This is a genomic window from Klebsiella sp. JN_Kp126, assembly GCF_033843325.1.
GTDB classification, from domain to species: domain Bacteria; phylum Pseudomonadota; class Gammaproteobacteria; order Enterobacterales; family Enterobacteriaceae; genus Klebsiella; species Klebsiella michiganensis.
In genome coordinates this window covers 65,078-80,322 of sequence record NZ_JAWXQV010000048.1, presented here as the reverse complement: position 1 = coordinate 80,322, position 15,245 = coordinate 65,078, and the positions used below count along the sequence as shown (strand labels likewise).

Sequence of the window (15,245 nt, the reverse complement as noted above, 5' to 3'; positions counted from 1 at the left end):
AACATTAAATGCCCTTTCATGCGGAATAACCTTGCATACTGTTCGGCTTTAGTGTTGTTGAATCGTGTCCGTTTCCGCCGTAAATCAAAATGGCCCGCCTATTTTGACAGGATTCAGACACGATTCCTCCCCCTAAGGAGGGGTATTTTCTTGATCTGCGACACGCTTTTGTTAATTCAACCAAGAAAACAGCAACAAACCAGATGGTTTTTTAACATTAGCAGGAAGTATTGAAAGTGCAGAGAAAAGTCGAGAAATGAGAGGAGGAGCGGATCTAACTTACTGATTTAGCTCAAAAGAAATCAACAAAAGTTTCTATTAATCAATAAAATTTGAAAAAAACGAACCGCAGCGGCAATTTCACACGTCTGGGGTTCGTTTTTACACTTACATTTTGTTACCAGTTTTTGTGATGTTTGTTAGCTTTTCCCGCTCAGGAAATAAGGGAATTATCTCCCCCTTCGGGAGTATAAACGCGTTGCGTGGACCACGGCTGGTACTCTGCGCTCAGCGACTGAAAAATGGCCTGCGTCAGCTCGCTTGCCTTCTGCGGATTGCAGTTCAGCATGTAGCGGGTATCCGGCAGCACGGGTAAACCGTCACTCCGGCCCGGTACGCGAAATTCGGGGCTCATCATCTCTACCGGCTGCGCGGTCACGCCAAGCCCGGCTTTCACCGCCGCCTTCACCCCGGCCATTGAGCTTGCCGCATGGGAAAGATGCCACGCAACGCCGGCGGCGTTGAGTACCTCAACGATCTCTTCCCGAAACGGATCCGGGGCATCCAGCAAAACAAGCGGGACAGACTCGCCCTGAGGGAGGACATAATCCGCTGCGCAGTACCACAGCGTTGGCGACGTGCGCAGCGTCAGCATGTCAGAACCCTTGGTTTGTCGGGTCGTCAGCGCAAGATCGATTGCCCCGCTCTTCAGCATATCGACGATATCAAGGTGTTTGAGGACTTTGATTTCCAGCGTCAGCCTGGGATAAAAACTACCAATCCGGTTTAACAGGCACGGTAAAATGGTATCCGCCGTCTCATCAGAGGCTCCCACGGACAGCGTTCCCTGCAGGCTGCCAAACATGAGCGACATACAGGCTTCATCGTTAAAGCGCAGAATTTTCCGCGCATAGCCCAGCAGCTGAATGCCCTGCTCGGTCAGAAGCTTATTGCGCCCGTGGCGAGCAAAAAGCTCTTTGCCAACCAGCTGCTCCAGCCGCTGCATCTGCTGGCTAACCGCTGACTGGGTCCGGCGCACCGCGACGGCGGCAGCGGCAAAGGTACTGAGATCGGCGACGGCAACAAAGGTTCTCAAGAGATCGAGGTCTAAATTTAGTATCGAACGATTTTCATTTATCATATTTGCTTCACATTCAGGCGGCTAATGCTGACCTGCCTTGTTGATGCTGTGCTCCAGGCTTCCGGCTAATCCTTAAGCTTCGCGTTACCCGCCAGAGACGGACGGATGAACAACTGGACGAACGTTATTGCATTAGAAAGCACTCATCCGCAGCAAATGCGCGGAATTTCAGAGTAATATTTTGCTCGTACGCCTAAGCACTTTTAATTACGACGCATTTGTTTTTGTGATGTGACGCAAAAAATAGCCGTCAATGACCATTGTCTGCATCCTCACCGGCGACAAACCTTACCATCGGGCTCAGGCAGAACAAAAACCTGCAATAACAATGTATTAATAAAGAAATAAGCTACCTGGCATAGCCATATGTCGGTATTAACGGCGATATTCTAACCGAAAACCACAATATTTATAAGCGTTAATCAGTATTATCTCAGGCCACTTTAAATGCTGGTCAGCGCTTTAATTAAATTAACAAATCTAAGAATATTCCTTGCATAAAATAAAACTCATTTAACTATTAAATCTTTCATTAAAAATATCTAGCAAAGTTGTTACAACCTTCAGCGTATTGTGAATTAAACGTTCACCAGACGATGATTCGTTTTACGCGCAAAAAACAAGCGCCCATCTTCTTTAAATCAACAAACCAGATAAACGTTCACCAAAACACCACCAGGCACAACATAAGACCATCAATAAAATTATTAAAGGTGTAATGTATAAACAAAATCGCTTTCCACCAGAGAAATTGATTAAACCAAAAAGCGATGAATAGCAAAATCTTCTCCTGTTAACCCTTCAAAACAGCGGGGAGGCGGAGTACATTATTCCGTGCTGACTTCCACGGCAGGGAGTGGCGATAACAGCTAAAAGGTCAAGGTTCATGTCCCCCATCGAAAAATCCAGCAAGTTAGATAACGTCTGTTACGACATCCGCGGCCCGGTTCTGAAAGAGGCGAAACGCCTTGAAGAAGAAGGCAATAAAGTCCTGAAGCTGAACATCGGCAACCCAGCGCCGTTTGGCTTTGACGCGCCTGACGAAATCCTCGTTGACGTTATCCGCAACCTCCCTACCTCGCAGGGCTACAGCGATTCAAAGGGCCTCTATTCCGCCCGTAAAGCCATCATGCAGCATTACCAGGCCCGCGGTATGCGTGATGTGACGGTCGAAGATATCTATATTGGTAACGGCGTTTCGGAGCTTATCGTCCAGGCCATGCAGGCGCTGCTTAACAGCGGCGATGAAATGCTGGTCCCGGCGCCGGATTATCCGCTGTGGACCGCCGCGGTCGCGCTTTCCAGCGGTAAAGCGGTGCACTATCTTTGCGATGAGTCTTCCGACTGGTTCCCGGACCTCGACGATATCCGCGCGAAAATCACCCCGCGTACCCGCGGCATCGTGATTATCAACCCGAATAACCCAACCGGCGCGGTGTACTCAAAAGAGCTGCTGATGGAGATCGTCGAGATCGCCCGCCAGCATAACCTGATTATTTTCGCCGATGAGATCTACGATAAGATCCTCTACGATGAAGCGCAGCACCACTCAATTGCGCCGCTGGCCCCGGATCTGCTCACCGTTACCTTTAACGGCCTGTCAAAAACCTACCGCGTTGCCGGCTTCCGCCAGGGTTGGATGGTACTGAACGGGCCGAAGAAACACGCAAAAGGCTATATCGAAGGCCTGGAGATGCTGGCCTCTATGCGCCTGTGCGCCAACGTCCCGGCCCAGCATGCGATCCAAACCGCTCTCGGCGGCTATCAGAGCATCAGCGAATTTATTGTTCCCGGCGGACGCTTGTATGAACAGCGTAATCGCGCCTGGGAGCTGATTAACGACATTCCGGGCGTCTCGTGCACTAAGCCGAAAGGCGCGCTGTATATGTTCCCGAAAATCGACGCTAAACGCTTTAATATTCACGATGACCAGAAGATGGTGCTCGATTTTCTGCTGCAGGAGAAAGTCCTGCTGGTTCAGGGTACCGCCTTTAACTGGCCGTGGCCGGACCACGTGCGTATTGTGACCCTTCCGCGCGAAGACGATCTTGAAATGGCAATTACCCGTTTCGGGCGTTTCCTTTCCGGCTACCACCAGCTCTGATTTTATCTGTCCAGCCGCCGGGATTTGCATCCGGCGGCAATCCCTGCGCACAATGGCACCCGACGTCGTAACTGATTAAGGGTTCCTATGAGTCAGAGTCATTTCTTTGCCCACCTCTCCCGCCTGAAACTGATCAACCGCTGGCCGCTGATGCGTAATGTGCGCACCGAAAACGTCTCCGAACACAGCTTACAGGTCGCGATGGTGGCCCATGCGCTGGCGGCGATCAAAAATCGTAAATTCGGCGGGCGGGTTAACGCCGAACGCATCGCGCTGCTGGCGATGTATCACGATGCCTCGGAAGTCCTGACCGGCGACCTGCCGACGCCGGTAAAATATTTCAATTCGCAGATCGCGCAAGAGTACAAAGCCATCGAAAAAATCGCCCAGCAGAAGCTGGTCGATATGGTTCCTGATGAACTGCGCGACATTTTTGAACCGCTGATCGATGAGCATCACTACAGCGAAGAGGAAAAATCCCTTGTCAAGCAGGCGGATGCGCTTTGCGCCTACCTGAAGTGTCTGGAAGAGCTATCGGCGGGGAACAATGAATTTCTGCTGGCCAAAGGCCGCCTTGAGAAAACGCTGGAATCGCGCCGCAGCGCAGAGATGGACTACTTTATGCAGGTGTTCGTCCCGAGCTTCCATCTTTCCCTCGATGAAATCAGCCAGGATTCGCCGTTATAACCCCCTTCCCCGGCCAGCGTCAGCCTGACCGGGGAAGGACGCCGCTGAATCAGAACGGAAACAGCACCGGGATCAGCAGGACGCACACCACCATCACCAGGAGGGTGAACGGCACGCCGATTTTGACAAAATCGCTGAATGAATATTTCCCCGGCCCCAGCACCAGGGTGTTCACCGGCGACGATACCGGGGTCATAAACGCCGCCGAGGCCGCCATGGCGACCACCATCGCAAAGGGATAAGGCGAAACCCCCATCGACTTTGCCGCGGCCAGCGCAATGGGCGCCATCAGCACCGCGGTGGCGGTATTGGAAATAAACAGGCCGATAGCCGCGCACATCACAAACAGACAGCCAAGCATCAGGTACGGTCCTTTGCTCCCCGCCACATCCATGAGTCCCTGAACCACCAGATCCACGCCGCCGGTTTTCTGCAGCGCCAGAGCAAAAGGCATCATTCCGACAATCAAGATAATGCTCGGCCAGTGGATAGCTTTATAGGCGCTCTCGGCGTTAATACAGCGGAATTTCCCCATCAGCAGGCAGGCAATGATGGCCGCTATAGGGTTAGGAATTTCGTCAGTCAGCATCAGCGCGACCATCAGCACCAGACAGAAAATCGCGTGCGGCGCCTGGCTGTGCGCCGGCGAGGCGTCGTTGACCTCGATGGGCATATTCAGCACCACAAAGTCACGGCCCCGCTTAGCCAGCAGCGCTATCTGCCGCCAGTTGCCCACCACCAGCATGATATCGCCAAGCTGCAAGGCTTCATCGGTCACCGCGCCGTCAAGGGCTTTGCCATCGCGTTTCAGCCCCACGATGTTCAAATCAAAACGGGTACGAAAGGCGATTTCGCGCACCGACTTGCCAATCAGTTCTGAATCCGGGATCAGAGAGACTTCCGCCATCCCCACGTCCAGCGCCTGATCGGAAAAATATTCGCCGCGCAGCACCATCGGTTCGAGCATCTGCTCGCCGCAGAACTGGCGTAAATCCACGTCTGAGGCCGACATATCGATCAGCAAGACGTCGCGGGCGCGGAATTCCGATACGCCGTTAACGTTAACGATAACCCGTCGAAAGCGCCGCCAGCGCTCAACGCCGATAACGTTCGCCCCGTAGCGCTCGCGTAGCTTCAGGTCGTCCAGGCGCTGGCCAATCATCGGCGAGCCGGGGCGTATGGCCAGGCGGCGCGCGCGCCCCGTGAGATGATAATCTTTAATGAGATCGCGGAAGGTGCTTCTTTTTCGGCCATCTCGCGCTTGCTCGCCCTCTTCCCCTTTGAGCATAAAGCGCATCACCAGCATATAGAAAACGCCCAGAACCAGCACCACCAGACCTATCGGCGTAACGCTAAAAAAGCTGAATCCTTGCAGCCCTTCGCGTAAAAGTTCGCTGTTAACGACCAGGTTGGGCGGTGTGGCCACCAGGGTCATCATCCCGCTGATAAGTCCGGCAAAACTGAGCGGCATCATCAACCGCGAAGGGGAGGTGTTCATGCGCATCGACACGCTGAGCACCACGGGGATAAAAATGGCCACCACGCCGGTCGAGCTCATAAACGCCCCTAATCCGGCAACGGTTAACATCAAATAGACCAGCATTTTGGTTTCGCTGTTGCCGGCAACCTTCACCAGCCAGGAGCCCATTTTGGTGGCGACCCCGGTGCGCACCAGCCCATCGCCAATAATAAAAAGCGCGGCAATAAGAATAACGTTAGGATCGCTAAAGCCGGAGAAGGCCTCGCTGAGCGTTAAAGTGTCGCTGAGGACGAAAGCGACAATCACCAGCAATGCGATAGCGTCCATGCGCACTTTTCCGGTGGCAAAGAGCACGACGGCTACGGCAAGAAGAGATAACACCCAAATCAATTCACCGTTCACAACTTATCCTTGTCAGAAGATGGAGTTGGAAGTCTGGCATAAAAAAGCCCCGCCGGCGCGGGGCTAAATCATGAGATTAATCTTTAAGGATAATATTCACGTTGCCGTCAGGCAGGCGTTCAACCTGCAGGCTCTCCAGCGTCGTTAATACTAAATCCGCTTCATCAAGACGCGGCGCATCGGCGGGCACATTGACCGCGATGGTGCGACAGCCGGCGTTCAGCCCGGCGAGCAGACCGGCAGGCGCATCCTCCACGACGGCGCAATCCCCCGGCGCCAGCCCCAACAGTTCGGCCCCCAGCAGGTAGGCGTCCGGTGCGGGTTTCCCGTGCTTTACGCGCTCGGCGGTAACAAAAACCTTCGCCTCAGGCAGCCCCGCGGCACGATGACGAGCGTGGGCGACGGGTATCGACCCCGACGTCACGATCGCCCACGGAATCCCCGCGCGATCGAGCGTCCTGAGCAACGCCACCGCGCCCGGCAGCGCCGTTACGCCATCCGTATCCGTTGCTTCTACCGTTTCCAGCAGGGTGAACTCTGCCTGAATCTCCTCTTCGCTGCGGCCGGGGAGAAAATGACGCAACGAGGTTATCGCCTGTTTGCCATGAATGAAGTTCAGCACTTCATCATGAGGGATACTGAACCGATCCGCCCATTTGCACCACGAACGCTCCACAACCGGCAACGAATCGACCAATGTCCCGTCAAGATCAAACAGGAAACCTTTACACTGCACGGGAACCTCCATCAGGCGTTGATAATTTGGTTAATTTCGTTACTGCTTAAATGGTACTGACGCGGGCAGGAGTGCCAGGTGCTCAGCATGCGCTGGTATTTTTCCCACATCGGGGTCTGGGAGTTAAAACCGTGAGTGCCGGCGTCAAAGTGGCTGTAGCGCCCTTCAACGTTAACCATAAAGCGAACATAGCCGAGATAGCGGGCTTCGGTCGCCACGTCGAAGCCGAGGAAGGTGACCCGACGCTCGTCAATTCCGCTGGCATCCTTCAGGTTCGTCCAGGAGACATGCAGCGCGTGATACATCTCCATGATATCAATGATGGTACGACACGTTTCCTCGGTAAGCTGGCCAAACTCGCGGTCCAGCTCGCGCATCTGCAGCCCGTATCCACGCTCAATGATGGTCTGCAGGCGGCGGTAACGTTCAGCGTTGTCCGGATCGAGCATCGTCATCATTTTGTATTGATTCGACAGAATCAGACGCTGCGCATTGGTCATTTCCATTTTTGACTCCTGTGGCACTTTTACGACGTGAAAAAAGAAGGCGCATAATTCATGCGCCTTCTTTTATATGCGTTTTCCCGATGCAATTACAAATCATCAAGGAAAGTTTTATCCAGTTGTTTGAAGGCGCGCTTAAGCGTGTCAGCTAAAGCCTGATAATCCGGCTTGCCGTCAACCGGCGTCAGCGCCTGTCCCGCCTCCTGCAGTTTACCCCGTACTTCATAAAACCAGTTCAGTATCGACGGCGGCAGCGGCGTTACCGAACGCTTACCCAGCCACCATAAGCCTTGCATCGGCAGACTCAGCGCGAACAGCGCGGTAGCCACGGCAGGGCCCAGCTGGCCGCCGAGGGCGATTTGCCAGCACAGCGTGAAAATCGCCACCGGCGGCATGATGCGAATCGCATAGCGCGTGGCGCGAATAATACGGTTTTCAATAAACACCGGGGCAAGGCGCTTATCCAGAGGCCAGGTCTTTGCATAGTGCTGCCCGTGGCGAAACAAGCCAAAAAAACTCACAGGGCGATTCTCGGGACCGGACATGGCTTACCTCAACTTTACATATAAAACTTAAAAAATTTGTGCAAAACACCAACTGTGCATGACAACGTTCAAAAGATTTTGGCAATGGCGGCCTCAATCAGGTATTCTGTGCGCACCTGAGGGGCGGTTAGACCCTTTTACCAGGTTAGTCAAATTATCGCATATTCTGCCACCGGCTGAAAATTATGCAAAATGACATAAAATCAAATGTACTTCTCTCATCGTGCCCGAAAACAGTACAAGGCATGATGTTAATCATAAATGTCGATGTCATCCTGCGCTACGCTTTGTGACACACTGACGTTTTTTTAGCCACGTATCATAAAAGGTACTTCCATGTCGAGTAAGTTAGTACTGGTTCTGAACTGCGGTAGCTCCTCTCTGAAATTCGCTATCCTTGATGCCGTCAACGGCGACGAATACCTGTCTGGTTTAGCAGAATGTTTCCATCTTCCTGAAGCCCGTATCAAATGGAAAATGGACGGCAGCAAGCAAGAAGCCGAATTAGGCGCTGGCGCTGCTCACAGTGAAGCGCTGAACTTTATCGTTAACACTATTCTGGCACAAAAACCAGAACTGTCTGCTCAGCTGACCGCAATCGGCCACCGCATCGTTCACGGTGGTGAAAAATACACCAGCTCCGTCGTTATCGATGACTCCGTGATTCAGGGAATCAAAGACTCCGCCTCTTTCGCTCCGCTGCACAACCCGGCGCACCTGATCGGTATCGCTGAGGCGCTGAAATCTTTCCCTAATCTGAAAGACAAGAACGTTGCCGTGTTCGACACCGCGTTCCATCAGACCATGCCGGAAGAATCTTACCTCTATGCCCTGCCGTACAGCCTGTACAAAGAACACGGCGTACGTCGCTACGGCGCGCACGGCACCAGCCACTTCTACGTGACTCAGGAAGCCGCGAAAGTTCTGAACAAACCGGTTGAAGAACTGAACATCATCACCTGCCACCTGGGCAACGGTGGTTCCGTTTCCGCTATCCGCAACGGTAAATGCGTTGACACTTCCATGGGTCTGACTCCGCTGGAAGGTCTGGTTATGGGTACGCGTTCTGGCGATATCGACCCGGCAATCATTTTCCATCTGCACGATGCGCTGGGCATGAGCGTAGACGCCATCAACAAAATGCTGACCAAAGAGTCCGGTCTGCTCGGTCTGACCGAAGTGACCAGCGACTGCCGCTACGTTGAAGACAACTACCAGGAAAAAGCTGACGCTAAACGTGCCATGGACGTTTACTGCCACCGCCTGGCGAAATATATCGGCTCCTACACCGCGCTGATGGACGGTCGTCTGGACGCCGTCGTATTCACCGGTGGTATCGGTGAGAACGCCGCGATGGTTCGCGAACTGTCTCTGGGCAAACTGGGCGTACTGGGCTTTGAAGTTGATCACGAGCGCAACCTGGCAGCCCGTTTCGGCAAGTCTGGCTTCATCAACAAAGAAGGCACTCGCCCGGCTATCGTCATTCCGACCAACGAAGAGCTGGTCATCGCGCAAGACGCCAACCGTCTGACCGCCTGATTCCACACCGCCAGCCATAACCCTAAATAATTCGAGTTGCAGGAAGGCGGCGACGCAGAGAATCCCCAGGAGCGTACGAGTAGTACGTAACTGGGGTGAGCGAGTAAAGCCAACGCACATGCAACTTGAAGTATGACGGGAAGCTGGTGGTGCAGTTTTGTATCCCGCCTGATACTGGCGGTAACGAAAGAGGATATATCGTGTCCCGTACAATCATGCTGATCCCTACCGGAACCAGCGTAGGCCTGACCAGCGTCAGCCTCGGTGTTATCCGTGCTATGGAACGTAAAGGCGTTCGTCTGAGCGTCTTTAAACCTATCGCTCAACCGCGTGCCGGTGGCGATGCGCCAGACCAGACTACCACTATTATTCGCGCGAACTCCGACCTTCCGGCCGCAGAACCGCTGAAGATGAGCCACGTTGAGTCGCTGCTCTCCAGCAACCAGAAAGACGTGCTGATGGAAGAGATCATCGCCAACTACCACGCCAACGCGCAGGATGCGGAAGTGGTGCTGGTTGAAGGTCTGGTCCCGACCCGCAAACATCAGTTTGCCCAGTCTCTGAACTACGAAATCGCGAAAACGCTGAACGCTGAAATCGTTTTTGTGATGTCCCAGGGTACCGATACTCCGGAACAGCTGAAAGAGCGCATTGAGCTGACTCGCAGCAGCTTCGGCGGCGCGAAAAACACCAGCGTCACCGGCGTGATCGTCAACAAGCTGAATGCGCCGGTTGACGAACAGGGCCGTACTCGCCCTGACCTGTCGGAAATCTTCGACGACTCTTCCAAAGCAAAAGTCGTGAAGATCGATCCGGCTCAGCTGCAGAGCGGTAGCCCATTACCGGTTCTGGGCGCGGTGCCGTGGAGCTTCGATCTGATCGCCACCCGCGCGATTGATATGGCGCATCACCTGAACGCCACCATCATCAACGAAGGCGACATCAATACCCGTCGCGTGAAGTCCGTCACCTTCTGTGCGCGTAGCATTCCGCACATGCTGGAACACTTCCGCGCAGGCTCCCTGCTGGTCACTTCCGCAGACCGTCCTGACGTTCTGGTCGCCGCCTGCCTGGCCGCGATGAACGGCGTGGAAATCGGCGCTATCCTGCTGACCGGCGGCTACGAAATGGACGCCCGCATCAGCAAACTGTGCGAACGCGCGTTTGCAACCGGCCTGCCGGTATTCATGGTTAACACCAACACCTGGCAAACCTCTCTGAGCCTGCAGAGCTTCAACCTGGAAGTTCCGGTTGACGATCACGAGCGCATCGAGAAAGTTCAGGAATACGTGGCTAACTATATCAACGCCGACTGGATTGAATCGCTGACCGCAACTTCCGAGCGCAGCCGTCGCCTCTCTCCGCCAGCCTTCCGCTATCAGCTTACCGAGCTGGCGCGTAAAGCAGGCAAGCGCGTCGTGCTGCCGGAAGGCAACGAGCCGCGTACCGTTAAAGCCGCGGCTATCTGCGCCGAGCGCGGTATCGCCACCTGCGTACTGCTGGGTAACCCGGATGAAATCACCCGCGTGGCCGCCTCTCAGGGCGTAGAGCTGGGCGCCGGTATTGAAATCGTTGACCCGGAAGTGGTTCGCGAAAGCTACGTTGCTCGCCTGGTCGAGCTGCGTAAGAGCAAGGGGATGACCGAAGCGGTTGCCCGCGAGCAGCTGGAAGACAACGTGGTTCTCGGCACCCTGATGCTGGAGCAGGACGAAGTCGACGGTCTGGTATCCGGCGCGGTTCACACCACCGCCAACACCATCCGTCCGCCGCTGCAGCTGATCAAAACGGCGCCGGGCAGCTCCCTGGTCTCCTCCGTATTCTTCATGCTGCTGCCGGAACAGGTTTACGTTTACGGCGACTGCGCGATCAACCCGGATCCGACCGCTGAACAGCTGGCTGAAATCGCCATCCAGTCCGCAGACTCCGCAATTGCCTTCGGCATCGAACCGCGCGTGGCCATGCTCTCCTACTCCACCGGCACCTCTGGCGCCGGCAGCGATGTAGAGAAAGTACGCGAAGCCACGCGTCTGGCGCAGGAAAAACGTCCTGACCTGATGATCGACGGCCCGCTGCAGTACGATGCGGCGGTCATGGCTGACGTTGCGAAATCCAAAGCGCCGAACTCCCCGGTTGCCGGCCGCGCGACCGTGTTCATCTTCCCGGATCTGAACACCGGTAACACCACTTACAAAGCCGTACAGCGTTCTGCCGACCTGATCTCCATCGGGCCGATGCTGCAAGGGATGCGTAAGCCGGTGAACGACCTGTCCCGTGGCGCGCTGGTTGACGATATCGTCTATACCATCGCCCTGACCGCGATTCAGTCGTCCCAGCAGCAAGCATAATCTGCCCGCTGCATGAAAAAAGGCGACCATCCGGTCGCCTTTTTATTTACAGCAGCTCTCGCGCCGCCGAGACAATATCATGCGCCGTCAGGCCATACTCCTTCTGCAAAAACTCCTGCGTTCCCACCTGGCCGTAGCGCTCCTTCACCCCCACGCGACGCATCGGAACCGGGCAGGTCTCCACCAGCACTTCCGCCACCGCCGATCCCAGTCCGTTATGAATACTGTGGTTTTCACAGGTCACGATACGCCCGGTTTTCTCGGCATAATTTTTCACCAGCATGCGGTCGATGGGCTTCAGGGTAAACATATCAATCACCGCCGCGCTGACCCCTTCCTGCTCAAGCTGACGCGCCGCCTCAAGGGCTTCCGCCACCATGATCCCGTTGGCAATCAGGGTGATGTCGTCGCCTTCGCGCAGCACATTCCCTTTGCCGATAGTAAACGTTGAACCCGGCGCATAGACGCTCGGTGCCTGTTTGCGGATCGTGCGTACCCAGTAAAAACCGTCGAGATCGATAAGCTGCCGCAGAATATCCTCAAACATCACCGCATCGGTCACTTCCAGCACCACCGAATGCGCCAGACCGCGCACAATCCCCATATCTTCAAACGACATATGGGTTCCGCCGTTATGGCAGGCGGTCACCCCGGCGTCAGAGGCGATCACTTTGACGTTATTCCGCTGATAATCGAGCGACATAAACAGCTGGTCGAAGCAGCGGCGGCTGGCGAAAGCGGTAAAGGTATGGACAAACGGCTTGCGTCCGGTCAACGATAGCCCGGCGGCGGTGCCGATCACGTTGGCTTCCATAATGCCGCAGTTGATGACGTGCTGCGGATGCTGCCGCGCGACGCCATCCATCGCCATGGAGCTCATCAGATCCGCTTCCAGCGCGATAATCGGGCTCCTGGCTTCAATTTGCTGCGCGACGAATCCGGCATAGACTTTACGCATCTCTACGGCATCTTTTTGCCCTGCGGGTGCAACCTTAATCATGTTCAGCCTCCAGTTGGCGAATCGTCTCGTTTAGCGTCTCTTTCATCTCCGCCGTCAGGCGTAAATGGTGGTTATTACTGAGATTCTCGAGATACGGCACGCCCTGGCCTTTCACGCTATCGAGAATAACCACGCGCGGGCGCGCATCGACGGGAGGTACGGGTTGAACCGCGGCCAGCAGCCCGGGGATGTCATCGCCTTTGACGGTGACAACATCAAAACCAAAGGCGCGGAATTTATCCTCCAGGTTGAAAGCGCAAATGATTTCATCCAGCCTGCCGTCAAGCTGTAGCTTGTTCCAGTCAACAAACACGGTCAGATTATTCAGACGGTGATGGGCAATAAACTGGAAGGCCTCCCAGCACTGGCCTTCATTCAGCTCGCCGTCGCCAACGATACAGAACACGCGATTCGCCCGCCCCGCCAGCTTATGCGACAGCGCCATGCCGCCGGCGATGGAAATCCCCTGCCCCAGCGAGCCCGTAGTGGCGTCCACCCCACGCGTTTTCAGCCGGTCCGGATGGCTTGGCAGCCGCGTACCGTTCTGGTTTAGCGTGCTCAGCTCCTCCATCGGGAAATACCCCTTAATCGCTAACGTACTGTACAGCGCGGGGCCGGCATGACCTTTTGATAACACAAAGTAGTCGCGCTCTGGCCAGTCCGGGTCCGCGGGATCAATTTTCATCACCGCGCCGTACAGTACCGCCAGCGTCTCCACGACCGACATACTGCCGCCGTAGTGGCCGAAACCGAGGTCCGTCAGCGATTTCAGGGTAGCGACGCGAATGTCCCGCGCCAGGTTAGTCACTTCTTGCACATTCATGATTTCGCTCCGCTGTTCTCCTGCGCGCCGCCGCCCACAGGTTTCTTTTTCACAAAAACGTTGTACGCCACCAGCAGCACAAACAACGCCACAACAAGGCCGGTAATCGCAAACGGCGACAGGTAGCGGGCCAGGTTACCCAGCACGATACCCACGGCGCCAAAATCCGCATCCGAGAAAGTAGTGTTGGCAAAGCCAATCGCCCCCAGTACCGGCAGCAGCAGCACCGGCAGGAAGGTGATTAGCAGGCCGTTGGCAAACGCGCCGATCATCGCCCCGCGACGCCCGCCGGTGGCGTTGCCAAAGACGCCTGCGGTCGCGCCGGTAAAGAAATGCGGCACCACGCCGGGCAGGATCAGCACCCATTTAAACTGCCCGCAGAGGAACAGCCCGACCAGACCGCCGAGGAAACTAAACAGGAAGCCAATCAGCACCGCGTTGGGCGCGTAGGGATAAACGACCGGGCAGTCCAGCGCCGGACGGGCGTTGGGCACCAGCTTTTCTGAAAATCCGGTAAAGGCCGGCACGATTTCCGCGAGGATCAGACGTACCCCTTGCAGGATGATGAACACCCCGGCGGCGAAGGTAATCGCCATAATGATGGCGTAAACCAGGTAATTCTGGCCGCCGCTAAAGGTGCTTTCCACGTACTCGCGCCCCGCGCTCACCGCCATAATCAGATAAATGATCATCATGGTCAGCGAAATGGAGATGGAGCTGTCGCGCAGGAAGCTCAGGTTTTTCGGCAGGTTCATCTCTTCAGTTGAACGCGATCCTTTACCGCAGACGCTACCGATCCAACCCGACAGCACATAGCCCAGGGTGCCGAAATGGCCGAAAGCGATATCATCCGTACCGGTAATACGCTTCATATAGCGCTGGGCCAGCGCCGGGAAGAACGCCATCACCAGCCCGAGGATCAGGGAGCCGGTAAAGACCAGCCCGACGCCTTCGAAACCCGCCACGGTAAGAATCACGCCGATCATACAGGCCATATAGAAAGTGTGGTGACCGGTCAGGAAGATATACTTCAGACGTGTAAACCGGGCGACCACAATATTCGCTACCATCCCGAACGCCATAATCAGCGCGGTTGAAGCACCGTATTTTTCCAGGGCAATAGAAACAATCGCCTCGTTATTAGGAATAATGCCCTGAATATTAAAAGCATGTTCAAACATGCCCCCCAGCGGATTCAGCGAACCGACTAATACCGTCGCACCGCCGCCAAGAACAATAAAACCCAGAATTGTTTTAATGGTTCCCTTGACGACATCTGAGAAAGATTTCTTTTGCGCTACCAGACCAATTAACGCAATTAAACCGACCAGCACCGAGGGTACTTTTAGAATATCAACAACAAAATTCAGCGTTTCAAGGATAAACATATCCACCTCGCTATCAATAATTATTGTCTGGCGAACCACGCGCGCAGCTGCGCTTCGAGTTCGTTAATATCGATGATGTTGGTAATCACCACCAGCTGGCTTTCCGGCACGCTGGCGCTGGCGGCAATGTCTTTTGCCATCACGAATAAATCCGCCGCGCCCGGCGTTGCCGACGACAGATCGGAGTGCTCTACCTCGGCCTCGATATCGAGTTTTTTAAGCACTTTTTTTATATTCATCTCAACCATAAAACTACTGCCCAGGCCAGAGCCGCAAATTGCCATAATTTTCATTGTTATCACCTTTTTTGGGTAGAGTACGTCCACATCACGC

13 protein-coding genes are annotated in these 15,245 nt (G+C 54.8%); 4 read left to right on the top strand and 9 right to left on the bottom strand.

All coding sequences use genetic code 11. From position 1 onward, the window contains the following. Window positions 1-433: 433 nt before the first annotated feature. Window positions 434-1,360, bottom strand: coding sequence for a LysR family transcriptional regulator (locus SIK97_RS07605; RefSeq protein ID WP_047723162.1), 927 nt, complete (start codon window positions 1,358-1,360; stop codon window positions 434-436). An 886-nt stretch (window positions 1,361-2,246) separates the two neighbouring features. Here SIK97_RS07605 and alaA point away from each other — a divergent pair. Further along, entirely contained in the window at window positions 2,247-3,464 is a 1,218-nt protein-coding gene (gene alaA / locus SIK97_RS07600; RefSeq protein WP_004852849.1) for an alanine transaminase AlaA, read from the top strand. 87 nt (window positions 3,465-3,551) lie between these two features. Further along, on the top strand, window positions 3,552-4,151 hold the full coding sequence (gene yfbR, locus SIK97_RS07595; protein ID WP_004852850.1) for a 5'-deoxynucleotidase: 600 nt from the start codon (window positions 3,552-3,554) through the stop codon (window positions 4,149-4,151). Between the two features lie 49 nt (window positions 4,152-4,200). On the opposite strand, the gene SIK97_RS07590 is transcribed toward yfbR, so the two are convergent. From SIK97_RS07590 to yfbV, 4 genes are all read right to left on the bottom strand, one after another. Next, window positions 4,201-6,033: an SLC13 family permease gene (locus tag SIK97_RS07590; RefSeq protein WP_014230256.1), complete on the bottom strand. Its 1,833-nt coding sequence runs from the start codon at window positions 6,031-6,033 to the stop codon at window positions 4,201-4,203. 76 nt (window positions 6,034-6,109) lie between these two features. Continuing rightward, a complete protein-coding gene (locus SIK97_RS07585) occupies window positions 6,110-6,769 on the bottom strand; it encodes a sugar phosphatase (RefSeq protein WP_009654668.1) in 660 nt (219 codons plus the stop codon). Between the two features lie 11 nt (window positions 6,770-6,780). Then, window positions 6,781-7,275, bottom strand: coding sequence for a YfbU family protein (locus tag SIK97_RS07580; protein ID WP_004123152.1), 495 nt, complete (start codon window positions 7,273-7,275; stop codon window positions 6,781-6,783). An 86-nt stretch (window positions 7,276-7,361) separates the two neighbouring features. Next, window positions 7,362-7,817, bottom strand: a complete 456-nt coding sequence (yfbV, locus tag SIK97_RS07575; protein ID WP_004104090.1) for a terminus macrodomain insulation protein YfbV — start codon at window positions 7,815-7,817, stop codon at window positions 7,362-7,364. 336 nt (window positions 7,818-8,153) lie between these two features. On the opposite strand from yfbV, the gene ackA reads away from it, so the two are divergent. Both ackA and pta read left to right on the top strand, forming a co-directional pair. Beyond that, window positions 8,154-9,356 carry an acetate kinase gene (ackA, locus tag SIK97_RS07570; RefSeq protein ID WP_004123156.1) on the top strand — a complete coding sequence of 401 codons (1,203 nt, stop codon included), beginning with the start codon at window positions 8,154-8,156 and terminating at the stop codon, window positions 9,354-9,356. 200 nt (window positions 9,357-9,556) lie between these two features. Then, window positions 9,557-11,701, top strand: coding sequence for a phosphate acetyltransferase (gene pta / locus SIK97_RS07565; RefSeq protein WP_014230257.1), 2,145 nt, complete (start codon window positions 9,557-9,559; stop codon window positions 11,699-11,701). Window positions 11,702-11,747: 46 nt separating this feature from the next. Here pta and SIK97_RS07560 read toward each other — a convergent pair whose 3' ends face one another. From SIK97_RS07560 to SIK97_RS07545, 4 genes are read right to left on the bottom strand one after another with little or no spacing between them, the layout of a single operon-like run. After that, entirely contained in the window at window positions 11,748-12,701 is a 954-nt protein-coding gene (locus tag SIK97_RS07560) for a transketolase family protein (protein ID WP_032750744.1), read from the bottom strand. Continuing rightward, complete coding sequence (locus tag SIK97_RS07555) at window positions 12,694-13,524, bottom strand: transketolase (RefSeq protein ID WP_014230259.1); 831 nt, start codon at window positions 13,522-13,524, stop codon at window positions 12,694-12,696. The genes SIK97_RS07560 and SIK97_RS07555 overlap by 8 nt, the downstream gene beginning before the upstream one ends. Further along, window positions 13,521-14,912, bottom strand: coding sequence for a PTS ascorbate transporter subunit IIC (locus SIK97_RS07550; protein WP_004852862.1), 1,392 nt, complete (start codon window positions 14,910-14,912; stop codon window positions 13,521-13,523). The genes SIK97_RS07555 and SIK97_RS07550 overlap by 4 nt, the downstream gene beginning before the upstream one ends. Before the next feature lie 20 nt (window positions 14,913-14,932). Further along, on the bottom strand, window positions 14,933-15,205 hold the full coding sequence (locus tag SIK97_RS07545) for a PTS sugar transporter subunit IIB (protein ID WP_004870916.1): 273 nt from the start codon (window positions 15,203-15,205) through the stop codon (window positions 14,933-14,935). Between the last annotated feature and the right edge of the window lie 40 nt (window positions 15,206-15,245).